The sequence below is a fragment of the Micromonospora krabiensis genome, assembly GCF_900091425.1.
GTDB classification, from domain to species: domain Bacteria; phylum Actinomycetota; class Actinomycetes; order Mycobacteriales; family Micromonosporaceae; genus Micromonospora; species Micromonospora krabiensis.
On sequence record NZ_LT598496.1, the window covers coordinates 4,997,676 to 5,013,911 of the forward strand.

General features: G+C 71.4%; 18 protein-coding genes and 1 rRNA gene. 7 read left to right on the forward strand and 12 right to left on the reverse strand.

The window, feature by feature from the left end; genetic code table 11:
• The first annotated feature begins 77 nt into the window (after positions 1-77).
• From GA0070620_RS22885 to GA0070620_RS22900, 4 genes are all read left to right on the forward strand, one after another.
• A complete protein-coding gene (locus GA0070620_RS22885) occupies positions 78-1,442 on the forward strand; it encodes a hypothetical protein (protein ID WP_091594066.1) in 1,365 nt (454 codons plus the stop codon).
• 42 nt (positions 1,443-1,484) lie between these two features.
• Positions 1,485-2,078, forward strand: a complete 594-nt coding sequence (locus tag GA0070620_RS22890; protein ID WP_157741692.1) for a COG4315 family predicted lipoprotein — start codon at positions 1,485-1,487, stop codon at positions 2,076-2,078.
• A gap of 130 nt (positions 2,079-2,208) precedes the next feature.
• A complete protein-coding gene (locus tag GA0070620_RS22895) occupies positions 2,209-2,757 on the forward strand; it encodes a sigma-70 family RNA polymerase sigma factor (protein WP_091594070.1) in 549 nt (182 codons plus the stop codon).
• Positions 2,754-3,488, forward strand: a complete 735-nt coding sequence (locus tag GA0070620_RS22900) for an anti-sigma factor family protein (protein ID WP_091594072.1) — start codon at positions 2,754-2,756, stop codon at positions 3,486-3,488. Before GA0070620_RS22895 ends, GA0070620_RS22900 begins: the two co-directional genes overlap by 4 nt.
• Positions 3,489-3,558: 70 nt before the next feature.
• Here GA0070620_RS22900 and GA0070620_RS22905 read toward each other — a convergent pair whose 3' ends face one another.
• From GA0070620_RS22905 to GA0070620_RS22925, 5 genes are all read right to left on the reverse strand, one after another.
• Positions 3,559-5,010, reverse strand: a complete 1,452-nt coding sequence (locus GA0070620_RS22905; RefSeq protein ID WP_091594073.1) for a neutral zinc metallopeptidase — start codon at positions 5,008-5,010, stop codon at positions 3,559-3,561.
• 156 nt (positions 5,011-5,166) lie between these two features.
• Positions 5,167-6,063 (reverse strand): hypothetical protein, encoded by an 897-nt coding sequence (locus tag GA0070620_RS22910; protein WP_231921921.1) that lies wholly within the window; start codon positions 6,061-6,063, stop codon positions 5,167-5,169.
• 131 nt (positions 6,064-6,194) lie between these two features.
• Complete coding sequence (locus tag GA0070620_RS22915; RefSeq protein WP_091594076.1) at positions 6,195-7,286, reverse strand: hypothetical protein; 1,092 nt, start codon at positions 7,284-7,286, stop codon at positions 6,195-6,197.
• The gene (locus tag GA0070620_RS22920) at positions 7,283-7,780 is read right to left on the reverse strand and encodes a SigE family RNA polymerase sigma factor (protein ID WP_091594077.1); all 498 of its coding nucleotides are present in this window, start codon (positions 7,778-7,780) and stop codon (positions 7,283-7,285) included. The genes GA0070620_RS22915 and GA0070620_RS22920 overlap by 4 nt, the downstream gene beginning before the upstream one ends.
• 133 nt (positions 7,781-7,913) lie before the next feature.
• Positions 7,914-8,300 (reverse strand): VOC family protein, encoded by a 387-nt coding sequence (locus tag GA0070620_RS22925; RefSeq protein ID WP_091594079.1) that lies wholly within the window; start codon positions 8,298-8,300, stop codon positions 7,914-7,916.
• A gap of 133 nt (positions 8,301-8,433) precedes the next feature.
• On the opposite strand from GA0070620_RS22925, the gene GA0070620_RS22930 reads away from it, so the two are divergent.
• Positions 8,434-9,048 carry a DUF6518 family protein gene (locus GA0070620_RS22930; protein WP_091594081.1) on the forward strand — a complete coding sequence of 205 codons (615 nt, stop codon included), beginning with the start codon at positions 8,434-8,436 and terminating at the stop codon, positions 9,046-9,048.
• Positions 9,049-9,128: 80 nt separating this feature from the next.
• Here the strand turns inward: GA0070620_RS22930 and GA0070620_RS22935 are convergent, their stop codons facing one another.
• The 7 genes from GA0070620_RS22935 to GA0070620_RS33015 all read right to left on the reverse strand — a co-directional run bounded on the left by GA0070620_RS22935 (position 9,129) and on the right by GA0070620_RS33015 (position 13,731).
• Entirely contained in the window at positions 9,129-10,019 is an 891-nt protein-coding gene (locus GA0070620_RS22935) for a hypothetical protein (protein ID WP_091594083.1), read from the reverse strand.
• A gap of 6 nt (positions 10,020-10,025) precedes the next feature.
• Positions 10,026-10,547: a SigE family RNA polymerase sigma factor gene (locus GA0070620_RS22940; protein WP_231921923.1), complete on the reverse strand. Its 522-nt coding sequence runs from the start codon at positions 10,545-10,547 to the stop codon at positions 10,026-10,028.
• A gap of 68 nt (positions 10,548-10,615) precedes the next feature.
• Complete coding sequence (locus GA0070620_RS22945; protein WP_091594085.1) at positions 10,616-11,011, reverse strand: hypothetical protein; 396 nt, start codon at positions 11,009-11,011, stop codon at positions 10,616-10,618.
• On the reverse strand, positions 11,008-11,454 hold the full coding sequence (locus GA0070620_RS22950) for a hypothetical protein (RefSeq protein WP_091594087.1): 447 nt from the start codon (positions 11,452-11,454) through the stop codon (positions 11,008-11,010). The genes GA0070620_RS22945 and GA0070620_RS22950 overlap by 4 nt, the downstream gene beginning before the upstream one ends.
• Before the next feature lie 293 nt (positions 11,455-11,747).
• A complete protein-coding gene (locus tag GA0070620_RS22955) occupies positions 11,748-12,386 on the reverse strand; it encodes a TetR/AcrR family transcriptional regulator (protein ID WP_091594089.1) in 639 nt (212 codons plus the stop codon).
• An 18-nt stretch (positions 12,387-12,404) separates the two neighbouring features.
• On the reverse strand, positions 12,405-13,463 hold the full coding sequence (trpS, locus tag GA0070620_RS22960) for a tryptophan--tRNA ligase (RefSeq protein WP_091594091.1): 1,059 nt from the start codon (positions 13,461-13,463) through the stop codon (positions 12,405-12,407).
• Positions 13,464-13,557: 94 nt separating this feature from the next.
• Positions 13,558-13,731, reverse strand: coding sequence for a hypothetical protein (locus tag GA0070620_RS33015; RefSeq protein ID WP_172836481.1), 174 nt, complete (start codon positions 13,729-13,731; stop codon positions 13,558-13,560).
• Positions 13,732-13,801: 70 nt separating this feature from the next.
• On the opposite strand from GA0070620_RS33015, the gene GA0070620_RS22965 reads away from it, so the two are divergent.
• Both GA0070620_RS22965 and GA0070620_RS22970 read left to right on the forward strand, forming a co-directional pair.
• Positions 13,802-14,056, forward strand: a complete 255-nt coding sequence (locus GA0070620_RS22965) for an SCO4848 family membrane protein (RefSeq protein WP_091594093.1) — start codon at positions 13,802-13,804, stop codon at positions 14,054-14,056.
• A 664-nt stretch (positions 14,057-14,720) separates the two neighbouring features.
• Positions 14,721-16,235 (forward strand): 16S ribosomal RNA (locus tag GA0070620_RS22970).
• Position 16,236: the final 1 nt, after the last annotated feature.

Consider the following 16,236-nt stretch of genomic DNA (forward strand, 5'->3'; position numbering starts at 1 on the left):
TACGTGTGCGAACCGTTCGACGTGCGCGCGTCCGGCCACCCGTACGAGTCACGACATCCGCTGTGAGTGAGGTATTCATGCGCAGGCTGCTCCGTACCGCCGTACCCGGTCCGTCGCGGGCGGCAGGGGCTCGGCTGCTGACCGTCGCCGCCGCGCTGGTGCTCCTGCTGCTGCCGGTGACCCCCGCCGTGGCGGGCGCGGTGGAGCCCACCGTGCCGTACTGGGTGGTGCCGGGGGAGCCCGGCTCGGAGAGCGACCTGACGCTGCCCGGGGTCGCCGACCGGGTGCTCGGCGACAGCCGACGCTGGCCGGAGATCTTCGAGCTGAACCAGGGGCGTGGGCAGCCGGACGGCGGCACGCTCACCGACCCGGCGCAGCCGATCCGCGCCGGCTGGGTCTTCGTCCTGCCCGAGGGTGCGACCTCCGGTGAGATCCGGATCGGTACCCCACCGTCGGCGAGGCCGAACGAGGGTCAGCAGCCGGCTGCCCCCCCGGTCGACCGACCGCGGCCGGGAACGCCGGTGGCGGTGCCCCCGGCCTCCCCGGCCGACGGCGGCGAGATCCTGGGGCTCCGACCGGTCACGGCGACGCTGCTCGGTGTCGGCGCGGTGCTGCTGGCGGTCGTCGTGCCGGTGGTCGTGCTGCTGGTCCGGCGCCGCCGTACGACCGGGTCGGTGCGACCGACCCTCGCGCCGGCGCCGGGCTCCCGGCAGGTCCTGGACCGTGCCCTGCGGCAACTCGCCGCGCAAGCCGCCCAGGCCCAGGTGTACGCGGCGCTGATCGGCCCGGACCGGGTCTCGCTGCGGCTGGCGCCGGCGCTGCCGGACGCCCCGCCGCCCTGGCGGGCGCGGCAGCAGGGCGCGATCTGGGAGGCCCCGAGCTGGCAGATCGACGAGAGGGCGGACGGCGGCGACCGGTTGCCGCTGCTCGCCACCGTCGGGACGGTCGGGGGTGAGCTGGCCGTCGTCAACCTGGGACGCGCGCCGGGAATCGTCGCGATCACCGGGGACCCGGAGGCCGCCCTGCGCGTCGCCCGCGCCTTCCTCGACGAGATCGGCTGGCGCGCGGCCCCGACGCCCCTCACGGTCAGCGTGGTCGGTCCGCCGCCGCCACCGTGGCCGGCCCCGGAGCACGTCCGGGTCGCCGTCGACTCGCGGGCGATCCCGGCTCCGTCCGGGGCCGGTTCCGGCCACCGGCCCGAGGTGCTGCACGACCATCTGGTGCTGGTCACCACCGCGATTCCGCCGGCGGAGCTGGAGCGCCTCGGCGCGCTGGCGGCCGTCTCGGCCAGCACGGCGGCCGTCCTGGTCGTCGGCGACGCGCCGAACGCCGCGTGGCGGTTCGAGGTCGACGCCGACGGGACGCTCGACGTCGGTGTGCTCGGGCTCGACCTCGACCGTCCGAGGCCGCGCGGTCGGCTCGTCCCGAATCCGCGCCGCTGAGCCGGCGTACCTGTCCGAACCCGTCGATCGATTGGTGTGGCGATGAAGGCACTCACCTCCCGTACCCTGCTCGGCTCCCTCGCGCTGGCCGCCGCGCTCCTCGCGTCCGGGTGCACCACCACGGTCACCGACCCGGTCGCCGTACCCCAGCGGGACGTCGGTGGGGGCGGGCCACGGCCGCAGTCCGGCGCGGCGCAGAACCCGCAGACGTCCGGCGCGCCGGACGACCTCGGGCAGCGCAGCCCGGACGGGGGCTACTGGCCGGCGTCGGTGCAGCTCGGCGAGAACCTGGAACTCGGCCCGGTTGTTCTCGACGGGCAGGGCTTCACCCTCTACCGGTTCGACCGGGACAGCGCGTCGCCGTCCCGGTCGACCTGTACCGAGGGCTGCCTGATGCGGTGGCTGCCGGTGCTGGCCAACGAGAAGATCAAGTTCGAGAACCTCGACCCCGCGCGGCTCGGTGCGGTGGCCCGTCCGGACGGCACGCAGCAGGTGACCGTGGGGGGCTGGCCGGTCTACCGCTTCGCCGAGGACTCGGTGCCGGGGCGGACCACCGGTCAGGGCGCCGACGGGCTGTGGTTCGTGGTCGCCCCGGACGGTGGCAAGGCCGCCGCACCGGCCGGCTCAGGTAGTTGACGGCGCAACAACGTGAGTCTGACTACACCTTCATTAGCGGCAACCGGAAGACGGAAATGCGCAAGGCATCCTGGTTACCCGTGTGCGCCGATCAGAACCGGCGGCCTGGGGCCAGCGGAGGATGGTACGTATGGCGGGGTTGAGGCCTGTTCGTCGGCGGGAAGTGGCAGACGAGGCCTTGGTCCGGACCCTCTACGAGGAGCACGGCCGGGCGATGCTCGCGTACGCGACGCAGCTGACCCGCGACCGCGCCGCCGCGGAGGACATCGTCCAGGAGGCGCTGGTGCGAGCCTGGCGCCACCCGGACAGCCTGGTCAACGGCAAGGGATCAGTACGGGGGTGGCTGCTCACCGTGGTACGTAACCTCGTCACCGACACGGTGCGGGCCCGGAACGCGCGACCGCCGGAGGTGCCGGAGAGCCCGACGGACGTCGCGGTCGAACGGGACCACGCGGACCAGGTGGTCAACTCGATGGTGGTGGTGGACGCCCTCAACCGCCTCTCCCAGGAGCACCGCGAGGTACTTGAGCAGGTCTACCTACTCGGGAGTACAGTCGCGGAGGCCGCGAAGGCCCTGGGTATCCCGCCGGGCACGGTCAAGTCACGCTCCTACTACGCACTCCGGGCGCTACGCGACATCGCTGAGCGCCCAGCCGGGGTGGAACGGTCTGCCTCATGAAATCGGACAGCTTGATGCCGGCCGGTGACCACGTGGACATCGGCGGCTACCTGATGGGCGAGCTCGACCAGGAGCAGCTCCGGCAGGCGGAGGAGCACCTGGCGGGCTGTGCGGAGTGCCGCACCGAGATCGAGTCGCTCCAGGAGTGGCAGGGCGCGCTCCAGGCCGTACCCGAGGCGATGCTGCTCGACGGCCCGCCGGAGGGCGGCGACCTGCTGTTGCAGCGCACCCTGCGCCAGGTCCGCAGCGAGTCGTCCGGTCGTCGCCAGCGCCGCGGGGTGCTCCTGAGCGCCGCCGCGGTGGTGGCTCTCGCCGCCGCGGTCTCCGGTGGCGTCGTGCTCGGTCGGACGACCGGCGACGCACCCGACACGCGGGCCCTGCCCACCCCGCCCACCGCCTCGACCTCGGCGACCGCCACTGACCCGGCCACCCGGTACGCCAGCACGACCGACCCCGGCACGGGTGCCCGGCTCACCGTCGCCGTGACCCCCGCCGCGGGCTGGGTGCGGGTCAACGCGGCCGTGTCCGGGATCGCTCAGGGCGAGCGCTGCCGCCTGCTGGTCGTCGGCAAGGACGGCAGCACCGTGCTGGCCGGCAGCTGGTTGGTGTCCGAGACCGGGGCGGTCGGCGGCACCACGCTCGACGGCAGTGCCCTGATCGACCCCGCCCAGGTCGGCGGTGTCCGCGTGGAGAACACCGACGGCAAGGCGTACGCCACCGTGACGCTGTGAGCGGACGGGCCATGCCGTGACCGACCGTCCGGTCGGTCACGGCATGACCCGTCCGCGTGCGGGCCGAGCCTTACCGGTACTTCTCCAGGCAGGGTGACGGCGCGCCGGAGGTGAAGCCGTCCCGGAACGCTTCGACGCGGGCGAACCCGGAGGGAATGCCGGCGCCGTTGACGTCGGCGGCGATGAGGCTCCGGGGTGCCAGCATCTCGGCGACGGCCTCGTCCAGATCACCGGGGGAGAGCTGCAGGACGGCGCCCCGCCCGGCCACGATCGTCGCCGCCCAGACGCCGGTGAGGCACGCGGTGCGCTGCGCCGTGGCGAGCCCGGTGAGCGGAAAACCGTCCGCGTGCTGCGCCGCGAGCGCGTACCGAGAGGCGACCTCCGCGAAGGCGGCGAAGTCCCCGATCCCGCCCTGACCCTGGCCCGGGGACGTCCCGAGGCGGGCCAGCTCGGCCAGGTCGAGTCCGACCGTGTCGGTGGCCGGGCAGTAGGCGGCGGGGGCGGTGACGGTCACCTCCGGGCAGGCCGACAGGGACGGGCTGATCGTCGGCCCCGCGGTGCCACCCCGGTCGAAGGCCGCTCGCAGCGTCTCCTGCAGCGCGAGCAGGGACTCCCGGTCGTTCACCGGTAGGTCGCCGGTCTCCCGACCGCTCGACGACAGCTGGCCGCCGGCCGGCTGGGTGATCCGCCGCCGCACCTCGGCCTCGTCGATGCGCGCGCACCGGCCGGGGCCGTCGCCGAATCCGAACTGGAACGCGGAGACCCGATCGAACGCGTTGCCGTGCGCCCCGTCCGCCTCGAAGCCGGTCTCCGCACCGTCGCGGATGAAGAACAGCGTGGCGAGGATCTGGTTGAGGCCGGGGCCGGTGGACAGTTGGAAGTGCGGAGCGTTGCCCTCGGCCACCCATCGGATGAAGTTGCCCGCGAAGCAGTCGGCCTGCTGCTCCCGGACGATCGAGCTGGTGCGCCCGTCGACCGTGCCGAGGCGGGACTGCACGGCGTGCCCCAACTCGTGGGCGAGCACCGCCACCACCGCCATCGGCCCGAACGAGTCGTTGAGCATGGGGAGCAGTTGCGCCCGGTCCCAGGCGACCGTGTCGTCGGCCGGGCAGTAGAAGGCGTTCACCGCGCCTCCGGTGCCGGTGCCGCAGATGGCGACGCCCGGACCGGTGGAGTCGTACGAGACGAGCCGCGCCACCGGCTCGAAGCGGCGACCGAAGCTCGCGGGCAGCTCCTCCGCCCAGTACCGCTGCACGTCGTCGACGGCGTTGCGGGCGAGCCGGTCCGCCTCGCCGCCGTCGCTGCCGGCGACGGGCAGGCGTGAGTCGGCCACCCCGGCCCGGGGCCCACTGGCCCCCGTGGTGATCTCCAGGCCGGCGACGCGGGTGGCGCTCCAGTGCTCCGCGGCGCCGGTGCCGGCCACGGGCCGGACGCAGCCGGCGACCAGTGACACCACGCCGAGGGCCGCCCCACCGAGGACCAGCGCCCGTCTGATGCGCGCCGCCCGACTGTTCGGAATCATCTCTTCACCCTTCCGGCAGCGAGGAACGGGCCCGGACGCTCCCGATCGGCGAGGACCGACCGGGAGCGTGCCGGGCCACGGCTCGGCCGATACGAAGACGGGTGTGCCGGCCCGGCGGAAGCCGGACCGGCACACCCGTTGGTCGGGACCGGACGGTCAGTTGAAGCGGACCGAGACGACGGCGTTGTCGAAGCCGATCGTCGCCAGGTCGGCGACGTCACCGTTGATGACCTGCGACCGGCCGGTGCAGTTGGGGCCGGCCCAGATCTTCAGCGAACCGGGGGCCGCGACGGAGGAGGCGACACGCGGGCGGGGCAGGTTCTCGCACCCGTTGCCGGCCACGCCCTGGGAGGCGCCGTTGTCGCTGAAGTTGGCGTCGTCGAAGAAGACGGCGCTGGTGGCGGGCGGAGCGGTTTCGTTGCCGTTGTCCGGGGTCTCCTGACCGCCCTCCGGCGCGCCGGCCTTGCCGCCGGTCGGGGTGACGCCGAACCACGTGCCGCCGACGCCCTGGCCGAGGGTGTCGCCACGCTTGGTGTCCTTGGCGAAGCGGTACACCGGCCAGCCGCCGATGGTGACCTGCCGGGTGCCGTCGGCGCGTCGGACCGTACCGACCGCCGACTTCTTGATGCCCGCGATGAAGATCTTGCCGCCCGGCGCGACCGTGACCGGCGGCCAGGTCTGCGCGCACTCGCCGTCGCAGGTCGAGGTGGGCGGGTTGTTGCTGTCCTTGTCGAAGCGGTAAAGCGTCAGCCCCGCGCCGTTGACGACCACCGGGTCGAGGTCGCCGGCCCGGCCCGCGGTCAACTGGACCCACTTCTGCGAGGACTGACGGGCCGCCCCCACCGCGACGCCGCCGTTCGGCACCGCCCAGTCACCGGTGCCGGCCGGTGAGTTGTTCGATTTCGCGGTGCCGGAGAGCAGCGCCAGGTCGCCGGCCGCGGCACCATCCGCGGGTGCCGCGGCCTCGCCGCCGGCCGGGGCGGACGCCCTCGCCGGCGCGGGTGCGTCGGGGGTCGAGCCGCACGCCGTCAACGCCACGGCGCCGGCAGCCATGAGGGCAACAAAGGGCACGAGGTGCTTGCGCATCATTTCGGGGTCTCCCAGTTCCTACCCGGCCCCGTACGTCCGGAAGCCGTTCGGCATCCACACGGACCCCGCCCGGAATCGGTTCAGGCGATCTCGGCTCAGCCGTGGCCCGCCGACCCCTGCCGCTGGGAGCGCACCTCGGTCAGCCACGGTCCCGTGGCGTGCTGCGCGGTGACGTCGACCCGGACGTTCTCACCGTCCTTCACGGACCGGAGTGCGGGTACGCAGGTCCCCTGCTCGCCGCGCGCGACCTGGCAGGTGGCGTTCAGGCCACCCCCGGCGTAGTCGTGGACCTCCCCGTCGAGCACGCTCACCCCGTTGATCGACACGCGGTAGATGCCGGGCGTCTGCGGGATGAGGGTGACCTCGTAGCCCTGATACCAGGGCAGGGTGATGCTGACCGTCCGGTTGGGGTCGGCCGGGTCGCTGTGCAGGACCTTGGTGCCGGCCTCGTCCGCCATACCGTCCGGCTTCGGCGGCTTCAGGGCGGCCGGGCGGGACGGCAGGGGGTACGCGGTGAAGGGCACCTTCTCGGCCACCGCGAAGTGCAGGGTGCCCCGCGTCGGGATCGTCCCGAGCCGGCGACCGTTGTCCTGCGCGCCCGTGACCGTGTACGTCACGGTCACCGTGTCGCCGACGTTCAGCCCGGAGACGGGTGCCTCCGACCTGATCGGGTCCTGGTGCAGCTCGGAGATGCAGTTCATGAAGACACCGGTGGGGTCGCCGTTGATCGCGATCTCGGCGTCGAGGGAGACGTGCTTGTCAGGCAGGCCGGGGCAGTAGCTGAAGAACTGCACGTCGGTCGAGGTGACCGTCCAGGTGAGCTGCACCTTCTTCGCACTCACCGGCGCCCTGCCGGCGGCGACGACCCGGTAGCCGCGGGCGTACTCGGCGAAGGGTCCGACCTTGCGTCCGGCCACCGGGCTCGGGACGGCCGACGGGCCGGCGGTCGGCTGCCCGGCCGACGGGGTCGCCGACCCGGACGCGAAGGGCGCGGACCGGGTCGGCTGGTCGCCGAGGACGGCGACGAAGGCGCCCGCGCCCGCCAGGGCTGCCACCGCTGTGGCCGCTCCCACCGCGGCCCGCCGACGACGCCGTACGCGGATCCGGCGCTGGATCTCCTCCAGCCGATCGCGCGCCGGGGCGCCCTGAGCGGACCGTTCTTCCATGAGCTCCCTGAGGTCGATCACGCGTGCAAAGCCTCCAACGTCAGCGACTCGTCCAGCCGCAACTTCTCCAGCGCCCGCTTGGCCTGACTCTTGACCGTGCCCACCGAGATGCCCATCGCCTCCGCGATCTGCGCCTCCGTCATGTCCTCGAAGTAGCGCAGCACCAGCACCGCCCGCTGGCGTCGTGGCAGCCGTCCGAGCGCCCGCCACACCTCGTCGCGCTTGTCCACGTCCGCCATGCGGTCCGCGGTGGGAGGCTCCGGCAACTGCGACATCGGCTGTTCGGCGTGACGCCACCGGCGTCGCCACCACGAGGCGTAGACGTTCACGAGGATCTTCCGCACGTACGGCTCCGGGTCGCCGTCGATGCGTCCCCACGCGCCCCACGCACGCACCAGGGCGGTCTGGAGCAGGTCCTCGGCCTGCCCCCAGTCATGGGTGAGGAGGTAGGCGGTGCGCTGAAGGCGGGGTGATCGGGCCGCCACGAACTCAGCGAACGTGTCGCTTGCTGTCACCGGCTCTCCTTCGGAAGGTGGTCACCGGCTACTACCCGACCGACGCCGCCACAGGTTGCACGACGAACAGGAATGACGACGTGCCGGCTGCGACGGGCCGCGTCGACCCGCGCGAGCACTCCGCCGGGCCGGATCAGCCCCTCCGTTGGACGAGTTCCAGCGGGTTGCCCACCGGGTCGGCGACCCAGGCCACGCGCAGCCGCCCGTCCTGGAAGTCGTGCGGCTCGCGGAGCACCGCCGCGCCGGCCCGGAGTGCGAGCGCGTACGCGGAGTCGACGTCCTCGCACCAGAACACGAGCTCCATCGCGGCGCCGTCCTGCGACACGCGCAGCCCGTGGTCGGTCAGGGCCGCACGCGGCGAAGCCACCCCGAGCACCAGGCCGGCGCCCTTGACCTCGACGTGCCACGGGTCGCCCTCGGGCGCGTAGCGGTACGTCTCGACGAACCCGAGGGCCTTGTAGAAGTCGACGACGCACTCCACGTCGTCCGCGTAGAGGTTCACCTGCGAGTTGAGGAACATGTGTTCGACCGTAGGGCGACCAGCTGCCGAGGAGAAGGCACGACGGCCTCCGACTTTCGGCCGAGGGCCGGGCTCCGGGACCGGACTTTCGCGAGAACCGGACCACGGACCCCGGGTTCTAGGGTTGGTGCCCATGGTGACCGGACGGCACGTCGCCGTGGCAGCCCCCGTCGGCGGGTTCCTGCTCGGTTTCCTCGACTTCGTGTGGATCAGGTTCGTGCCGTTCCCCCTCGGTGGCCTGGGCAACTCCCTCGCCGTGTGGGCGGTCGCCGCCTTCCTCTTCGCGTACGTGGGGCGGTGGGGCCGGTGGTCGAGCGTCCTCGGCGCCGTCCTCCTCCTGGTCGTCGCCGTGCCCAGCTACTACCTCGCGGCGGCGCTCATCCAAGGGGACGACCTCGCGAACCTGGTCAACCTGGTCGCGTTCACCTGGATGGCCTTCGGGGTGGTCGCCGGGATCGTCTTCGGGGCGGCGGGTGTCGCCGCCCGCACACCCGGTCGGTGGCGGAGCGCCGCGGCGGCCATGCCGGCGGGGGTGATGTTCGCGGAGGCGGCACTCGTGGCGCGGCGGATCGGCGATCCCGCCCACGGCGACGACCCGCTCTGGGCGGCGCTGCTCGACGTCGTCCTCGGGGTGCTCCTCGTCGTGCTGGTCGCGCCGGCGAGACGGCCGCGTCTGCGGGCGCTCCTCCTGGCCGTACCACTGGGGGCCGTCGGGTTCGCGCTGCTGTCGCTCGCCCGGTTCGGCTGACCCGGTCAGCCCCCGGACATCGACTGCGGGCGACCCGACGGGCCGCCCGCAGTCGATGTCCAGTGGATCCACGCGTCGGTTCAGCGGTCGAGCACGACCACGTCGGTGGGGCGCTCGACCCGCACCGGGAGCCCGTAGTCGAACAACTCCAGCGTCGACGCGAATGTGCCGGTGTCGAGCCGGCCCTTCGCGGTCGTCCGCCAGGTGCCGGCCAGCGCCACCTTCGCGATCCGACCGTCACCGTCGAGCGCGACGTCACCGCGCGTGGTGACGGTGCCCGGGCCGTCCACGGTCGTGTACTCGAAGCGCAGCGTGCCGTCCGGGTTCTCGGTGACCGTCGCGTCCACGCGCTTCAGCGCCGCGAACAGCGCCGCCGGGTCGGACGCGGCCGCGCCGAGAACGTCGTTGCCGTCCGCGTGCAGGGTCAGTCGATCATGCCGGCCCGGGTACTGACCGTAGCGTCCGTAGGTCTCCCCCGGCCCCTTGTCCGCCGGCTTCGGCCCCTGCGGTCGTTCGCCGCCCTCGTAGAGCGTCCCGTCGATCAGGAGCTGGGTCATGACCACGTCGTCCTGGGGCACCCGGACGTACCCGGTGGCGGTCCGGGGGTCGAACGCCCCCTCGTAGGTCAGCCCGTCCGGTCCGGCCGTGGTCAGCCGCATTCGGTAGCTGATGTTCTCGCTGGCCGTCGCGGCGGCGACCAGCTCCATCGCCGGCGGGGCCGCCGACGTCGGCGCCGCTCCCCGGGCGGTCACCGCGGGCCGCCCGGTGGGGCCGGGTAGGGCCACGACGGCCGTCGCCGTGGCCGCGCCGAGCGCCAGCACGGCGCAGGTCGTGCCGACCAGCGCGGCGGTCCGGCGCCGTCGCGCCCGCCGGCCCCGGTCGAGCAGGTCCGCCACCGGGGGTACGGAGTCCGGCTCGGTGTCGACGATGTCGTGCAACCGGTGGGCGAGCTGTTCGTCGAGCGTGTTCATCACATGTCACCTGCTGACCGTGTAGGAGGGTCGTTCGTCGAGGAGGTGCCGGAGCTTGTCCAGCGCACGGGCGTTCTGGCTCTTGACCGTGCCGACCGAGCAGCCGAGCAGCCGGGCGACCTCGCGCTCGGTCAGGTCCTCGTAGTGGCGCAGCACCACGACCGCGCGTTGCTTCGCCGGCAGCGACAGCAGTGCCCGGCGCAGGACGGCCGCGTCCGGCCGCTCGTCGCCGGCCGGGGCGGCCAGGTCGGGGACGTCGGCGACCAGGCTCTCCCGCCGCCGTCGTCGCCACCCGGAGGTGTGGTTGTTGACCAGGGCGCGGCGCAGGTAGGCGTGCAGGTCGTCGAGCCGTGACAACCGCCGCCACCGCTCGTACACCTTGACGAGGCTGTCCTGGAGCAGCTCCTCGGCCCGCCACCGGTCGCCGGTCAGCAGCATGGCCAGTCGCAGATGTCGCTGCCAGGCCACCTCGACGAACGCGACGTACGCCGCGTCCGCCGTCGACAGGGATTCCGTTTGGTCGGTCACGCCCCTCACACGCCGTGGTGCGGGAAAAGGTTGGCTGGCGCGACCCGCGTGTATTCCGGTGCGGTCACCTAGAGGTCGTTCAGCTGGTCGGTCGACTCGGTCACGGTGGCCCGCACCCGGCGGAGCGTCGCGTCGGGCGCCATCACCGCCGTACGCCACCTGTCGAGCGTCCGGCGCAGCGTCCGGACGGCGGCCTGCAGCTGCTGGACCTGGACCCGCATGGTGGCGAGTTCCTCCCGGGCCGCCAGGGCCTCGTGTTCGAGTTCGCTCACCCGCGTGCGCAGCGGCTGGACCAGGGTGAGGGCGGCGTCGGTGAGGGTGTCGGCGGCGTCGGCCTTGAACTTGCCCCGCTGGATAACCACGGCGGCGATGGCGGCGAGGCCACTGGCGCCACCGAGTGCGGCGAGGCCGGAGAGCAGGGCCTGAACCCACTGCGGGGCGGCGGGGGGCGGTGGCGGGTTCATCTCACATCGCCGATCGGTTGGGAGGATTCCAGGGAACAGGCGCGGGCGAGGCGCCGGAGGTCGAGGAGGATCTGGGCGGAACGCCAGAACGAACCGGTCGCCACCGCGGCGACGAACGAGGTCGCGGCGATCGAGTGCCGACCGGAGACCACGGTCAGGGTGAGCGCGTACATCCCGGCGCTCGTGCCGAGCATGAGCAGCGCCGCCAGCTCGATACCCAGGCCGGTCGAGACGCGGCCGGGCCAGAGGATGCCGAGCAACCCGACGAGCCCGACCGCGACGAGGCCGATCCGCCAGCCCGTCTGGACGGGTGGGGGCATGGCCAGCTCGACGGAGGGTGGTCCGACGTCGAGCAGGATCAGGAGGAGGCCGCACACGGCGGCGGCCACCAGGATGGCCGTCTCGAACGGCTGGCGCCGGGGACGGATGCGGATCGGCGGCACGGCGTACTCCTCAGGCTGCTCTGCCGCTCCCGTTCCGGTAGCTGCGCCGACGCGGCGCCTGACCCGTGGTGGCCGCACCACCCGGGGGTGGTGGAGCCCGCATCGGGGCGCGCCGGGATGACCACTGCGGATGGAGGGCATCGAGTGTGCGACGCGGCGCCGTTGGCGGGCCGTTGCTCAAGTCGTACCACCCGGTCGGAGGCGTCGTCCACTCTGTAGGGCGTCGTATTTCCGCAGGTCAGAACGGTTGAGACGGGTCTCGGCCGACGGCGGTGCCCCGGTCGGCGGTCTCGTCAGGCCGGCTGCCCGATCGGCCGGCGGTAGACGCCGTACCACCAGGTCGCGGCGAGTTCACGGGCCGCCGACTCGTCGCCGCCGCCGTCGTCGACCACGACGTGGTGCGTCAGGTACCGGTCCCCACCGAGGACCACCAGCCGGCTTGCCTGGACGGGGTCCAGGTCGTGGGGTGCCCGCCCGCTCTCCTGTTCCGCCCGGACCAACGCCTCGGTGCTCCGCGTGAACCGCTCCAGGCGGGAAACCCAGAACTCCCGGACGACCGGGTCGTACGCGCCGACCTCGTTGATCGCCACCAGCACGGCGGCGTGCCGCCGGTAGATCCGCACGACCTGGCGGAAGACCTCGGTCAGGGCACCCGGAGCGTCCTCACCGGGGGTCGGGCGCCAGGTGGCCGCGACGTCGAAGGACGTCTGACTCATCGACTCCGCGAGCCGCAGCAGCAGCTGCGTCTTGTCGGCGAAGTGGGTGTAGAAGGTCGACCGCGCCACCTCGGCCTCCCGCGCGATGCGCTGCACACCCAGCTCCGTGAAGGTCACGCCCTCGCCGAGGAGGCGCCGGGTGGTGTCGAGGATCCGGGCCTCCACCGGGAGGCGCCGGTCGGCGCCCCCCGACGGACGCCGGGTGATCGAAGGCATGACCGAATCCTAGGCAGGTCAGGTCGAGGCCGTCGGCAGCCGGCGGCTGCGCTCGGCCCGCCGCCGCACCTGCTGGTACGCGCCGGTGAGGCCCATCGCCCGGCGGACCTCGACCACGGTCTGCCGCACCTCGCGGCGGGTCCGCTCGGTGCCCTCCACGATCAGCTGGTCGACCAGGCCCCGATCGGCCTCGATCCGGGCCCGCCGCTCCCGGATCGGGTCGAGGAACCGGTTCAGTGCCACCACCAGCTTCTCCTTCACCTCCACGTCCCCGACCCGACCGGCCCGGTACCGCCCCTTGAGGTCCGCCACCTGCTCCCGGTCCGGGTTGAACGCGTCGTGGTACGCGAACACCGGGTTCCCCTCGACCGTGCCCGGCACGTCGGCGCGCACCCGGTTCGGGTCGGTGTACATGCCCATGACCGTGCGACGCACCGTCTCCGGGTCGTCGGAGAGCAGGATGCTGTTGCCCCGGCTCTTGCTCATCTTGTGTTGCCCGTCCGTGCCGACCAGGGAGGGCGTGTCGGACGGGATCAGCTCCGGCACGGGGAACACCTCCCCGTACAGGTGGTTGAACCGCCGGGCGATCTCCCGGGTCACCTCGACGTGTGCGGCGTTGTCCTTCCCGACCGGGACGACCTGCCCCTTGACGCAGAGGATGTCCGCGGCCTGGAGCACCGGATAGCCGAGCAGCCCGTACGGCATCTCCTCCTTGCCGGAGTCCCGGGCCATCTCCTTGAGCGACGGCACCCGCTCCAGCCGGGGCACGGTCACCAGGTTCTGCAGCAGCGTGTTCAGGTCGCCGACCTCGGGAATCGCCGACTGGAGGTAGAACGTGGCTCGAGCCGGGTCGACCCCCGCGGCCAGGATGTCCGTGACCATGTCGCGGGCGTTGCGGGACACCTGGTCGATGTCCTCGCGACGGTTCCTCGTGGTGAGCATGTGCAGGTCGGCGATGATGAAGAAGCTCTCGTACCGCTGGTGGAGCCGTACGCGGTTGACGATGCTGCCGACGTAGTGACCGAGGTGCAGACGGCCGGTGGGCCGGTCCCCGGTGAGCATCCGTGCGACGGACATGGTGATACGCCTTTCGTGCCTGGTGGGATGGTGGGTTCATGCGTGGGCGCGCACCGGCCGGGGCGGGATCGCCCCACCGGTCAGCGGGAACGGCTCAGAGAGCCGGCCGCCATCGCGCGCCGTCGCGGAACCGCAGCCCACCGGCACGAAGGACGTCGAGGATCCGCTCACGGCCGTCGCCGGAGCCCACCCGGGCGGGCAGCGCCGCGCACGGGAGGCCGTCGATCGACTCGACGGTCTCCGGCGGACAGCAGCTCGGCCGGGCCATGGGATCCACCCTAGCCCTCGGGCGGAGCGCCGGCCGGCCTGTCGGAGCCGCGCTGGCATACTCGGCCGACATGGTGCTGTCGCGTCGCTGGGCTCTCTTCCTTCTCGCCGTCGGTGTCTGGACCTGGTTGATCTGGCCCCGGTTCGGCCTCGCCATCTGGGACGACCCGCGTGCCTGGTCGAGCGGTACGCCCGGGGCCGGCGCACCCACCTCCTTCCTCTGGGTCCACGCGCTCCTGATCGGTGCGTCGCTGGCCATCGGGACCACGGTTGGTGTGCTGGGCGTCCGCGGCCTGCTCGCGGCGCGTCGCCTGACACGCACCTGACCAGCGGGGATAGTCCACCGATGATGATGTGACGCGGGACGCGTGGCCCCGATTTGACGATCAAACCCACGGACGCGTAACTTTCTCTCTGCCAGCGCGGAACGGACGAAACGGGGCGAAAGTCCTAGAGGCCGGAGCGGGGGCAACGAGCTTCGGGTCGGAGCGGTGACCACCTCTCGGACCCGGTATCTGGGTGGTGCCCCGGATTCGCCGCGAGGCGGATTTGATGCGGCGAAACCGACCAGGTAAGGTTGACGACCGGCAGGGCACCGGGCGAGCTCGCGGGAGACCGCAGCGGCCGGCCTGCCGAATCCGATGATCAAGCGCGGTGGTTCGCCGCTGCGCGTGTTCAGCGGGACCAAGCCGTACGAAGCGTGACAGAGCGGGACACACCGGTTTGACACGGCGCAGACGGTAAGGTAACGTAGTAAAAGTGCCCGGCGCGAGAGCGGCGGACATGGTGGGACGAGATGCCCCGGACGGGGGTCCTCCTGGTGGGGGTTTCCGGATAGTGTGTGGTTGTTCTTTGAGAACTCAACAGGGTGCTTGATAAGCCAGTGCCAAATTTGTTTGATACCCCGGACTGGTCGGGCCTGATGGTTTCGGCTGGTTGGGATTCCTTTGGCAACACTTTTTGTTGTCGGGATTGCTGTTCGACAAGTTTTTGTTGGAGAGTTTGATCCTGGCTCAGGACGAACGCTGGCGGCGTGCTTAACACATGCAAGTCGAGCGGAAAGGCCCTTCGGGGTACTCGAGCGGCGAACGGGTGAGTAACACGTGAGCAACCTGCCCTAGGCTTTGGGATAACCCTCGGAAACGGGGGCTAATACCGGATAGGACCTTCGGACGCATGTCTGGGGGTGGAAAGTTTTTCGGCCTGGGATGGGCTCGCGGCCTATCAGCTTGTTGGTGGGGTGATGGCCTACCAAGGCGACGACGGGTAGCCGGCCTGAGAGGGCGACCGGCCACACTGGGACTGAGACACGGCCCAGACTCCTACGGGAGGCAGCAGTGGGGAATATTGCACAATGGGCGGAAGCCTGATGCAGCGACGCCGCGTGAGGGATGACGGCCTTCGGGTTGTAAACCTCTTTCAGCAGGGACGAAGCGCAAGTGACGGTACCTGCAGAAGAAGCGCCGGCCAACTACGTGCCAGCAGCCGCGGTAAGACGTAGGGCGCGAGCGTTGTCCGGATTTATTGGGCGTAAAGAGCTCGTAGGCGGCTTGTCGCGTCGACCGTGAAAACTTGGGGCTCAACCCCAAGCCTGCGGTCGATACGGGCAGGCTAGAGTTCGGTAGGGGAGACTGGAATTCCTGGTGTAGCGGTGAAATGCGCAGATATCAGGAGGAACACCGGTGGCGAAGGCGGGTCTCTGGGCCGATACTGACGCTGAGGAGCGAAAGCGTGGGGAGCGAACAGGATTAGATACCCTGGTAGTCCACGCTGTAAACGTTGGGCGCTAGGTGTGGGGGGCCTCTCCGGTTCCCTGTGCCGCAGCTAACGCATTAAGCGCCCCGCCTGGGGAGTACGGCCGCAAGGCTAAAACTCAAAGGAATTGACGGGGGCCCGCACAAGCGGCGGAGCATGCGGATTAATTCGATGCAACGCGAAGAACCTTACCTGGGTTTGACATGGCCGCAAAACCTGCAGAGATGTGGGGTCCTTCGGGGGCGGTCACAGGTGGTGCATGGCTGTCGTCAGCTCGTGTCGTGAGATGTTGGGTTAAGTCCCGCAACGAGCGCAACCCTCGTTCGATGTTGCCAGCGCGTTATGGCGGGGACTCATCGAAGACTGCCGGGGTCAACTCGGAGGAAGGTGGGGATGACGTCAAGTCATCATGCCCCTTATGTCCAGGGCTTCACGCATGCTACAATGGCCGGTACAATGGGCTGCGATACCGTGAGGTGGAGCGAATCCCAAAAAGCCGGTCTCAGTTCGGATCGGGGTCTGCAACTCGACCCCGTGAAGTCGGAGTCGCTAGTAATCGCAGATCAGCAACGCTGCGGTGAATACGTTCCCGGGCCTTGTACACACCGCCCGTCACGTCACGAAAGTCGGCAACACCCGAAGCCGGTGGCCCAACCCTTGTGGAGGGAGCCGTCGAAGGTGGGGCTGGCGATTGGGACGAAGTCGTAACAAGGTAGCCGTACCGGAAGGTGCGGCTGGATCACCTCCTTTC

Coding starts and splice junctions, on each gene's coding strand:
- GA0070620_RS22885 (WP_091594066.1), top strand. CDS start 78: ATGCGCAGGCTGCTCCGTACCGCCGTACCCGGTCCGTCGCGGGCGGCA.
- GA0070620_RS22890 (WP_157741692.1), top strand. CDS start 1,485: ATGAAGGCACTCACCTCCCGTACCCTGCTCGGCTCCCTCGCGCTGGCC.
- GA0070620_RS22895 (WP_091594070.1), top strand. CDS start 2,209: ATGGCGGGGTTGAGGCCTGTTCGTCGGCGGGAAGTGGCAGACGAGGCC.
- GA0070620_RS22900 (WP_091594072.1), top strand. CDS start 2,754: ATGAAATCGGACAGCTTGATGCCGGCCGGTGACCACGTGGACATCGGC.
- GA0070620_RS22905 (WP_091594073.1), bottom strand. CDS start 5,010: ATGATTCCGAACAGTCGGGCGGCGCGCATCAGACGGGCGCTGGTCCTC.
- GA0070620_RS22910 (WP_231921921.1), bottom strand. CDS start 6,063: ATGGCTGCCGGCGCCGTGGCGTTGACGGCGTGCGGCTCGACCCCCGAC.
- GA0070620_RS22925 (WP_091594079.1), bottom strand. CDS start 8,300: ATGTTCCTCAACTCGCAGGTGAACCTCTACGCGGACGACGTGGAGTGC.
- GA0070620_RS22930 (WP_091594081.1), top strand. CDS start 8,434: ATGGTGACCGGACGGCACGTCGCCGTGGCAGCCCCCGTCGGCGGGTTC.
- GA0070620_RS22935 (WP_091594083.1), bottom strand. CDS start 10,019: ATGAACACGCTCGACGAACAGCTCGCCCACCGGTTGCACGACATCGTC.
- GA0070620_RS22945 (WP_091594085.1), bottom strand. CDS start 11,011: ATGAACCCGCCACCGCCCCCCGCCGCCCCGCAGTGGGTTCAGGCCCTG.
- GA0070620_RS22955 (WP_091594089.1), bottom strand. CDS start 12,386: ATGCCTTCGATCACCCGGCGTCCGTCGGGGGGCGCCGACCGGCGCCTC.
- trpS (WP_091594091.1), bottom strand. CDS start 13,463: ATGTCCGTCGCACGGATGCTCACCGGGGACCGGCCCACCGGCCGTCTG.
- GA0070620_RS33015 (WP_172836481.1), bottom strand. CDS start 13,731: ATGGCCCGGCCGAGCTGCTGTCCGCCGGAGACCGTCGAGTCGATCGAC.
- GA0070620_RS22965 (WP_091594093.1), top strand. CDS start 13,802: ATGGTGCTGTCGCGTCGCTGGGCTCTCTTCCTTCTCGCCGTCGGTGTC.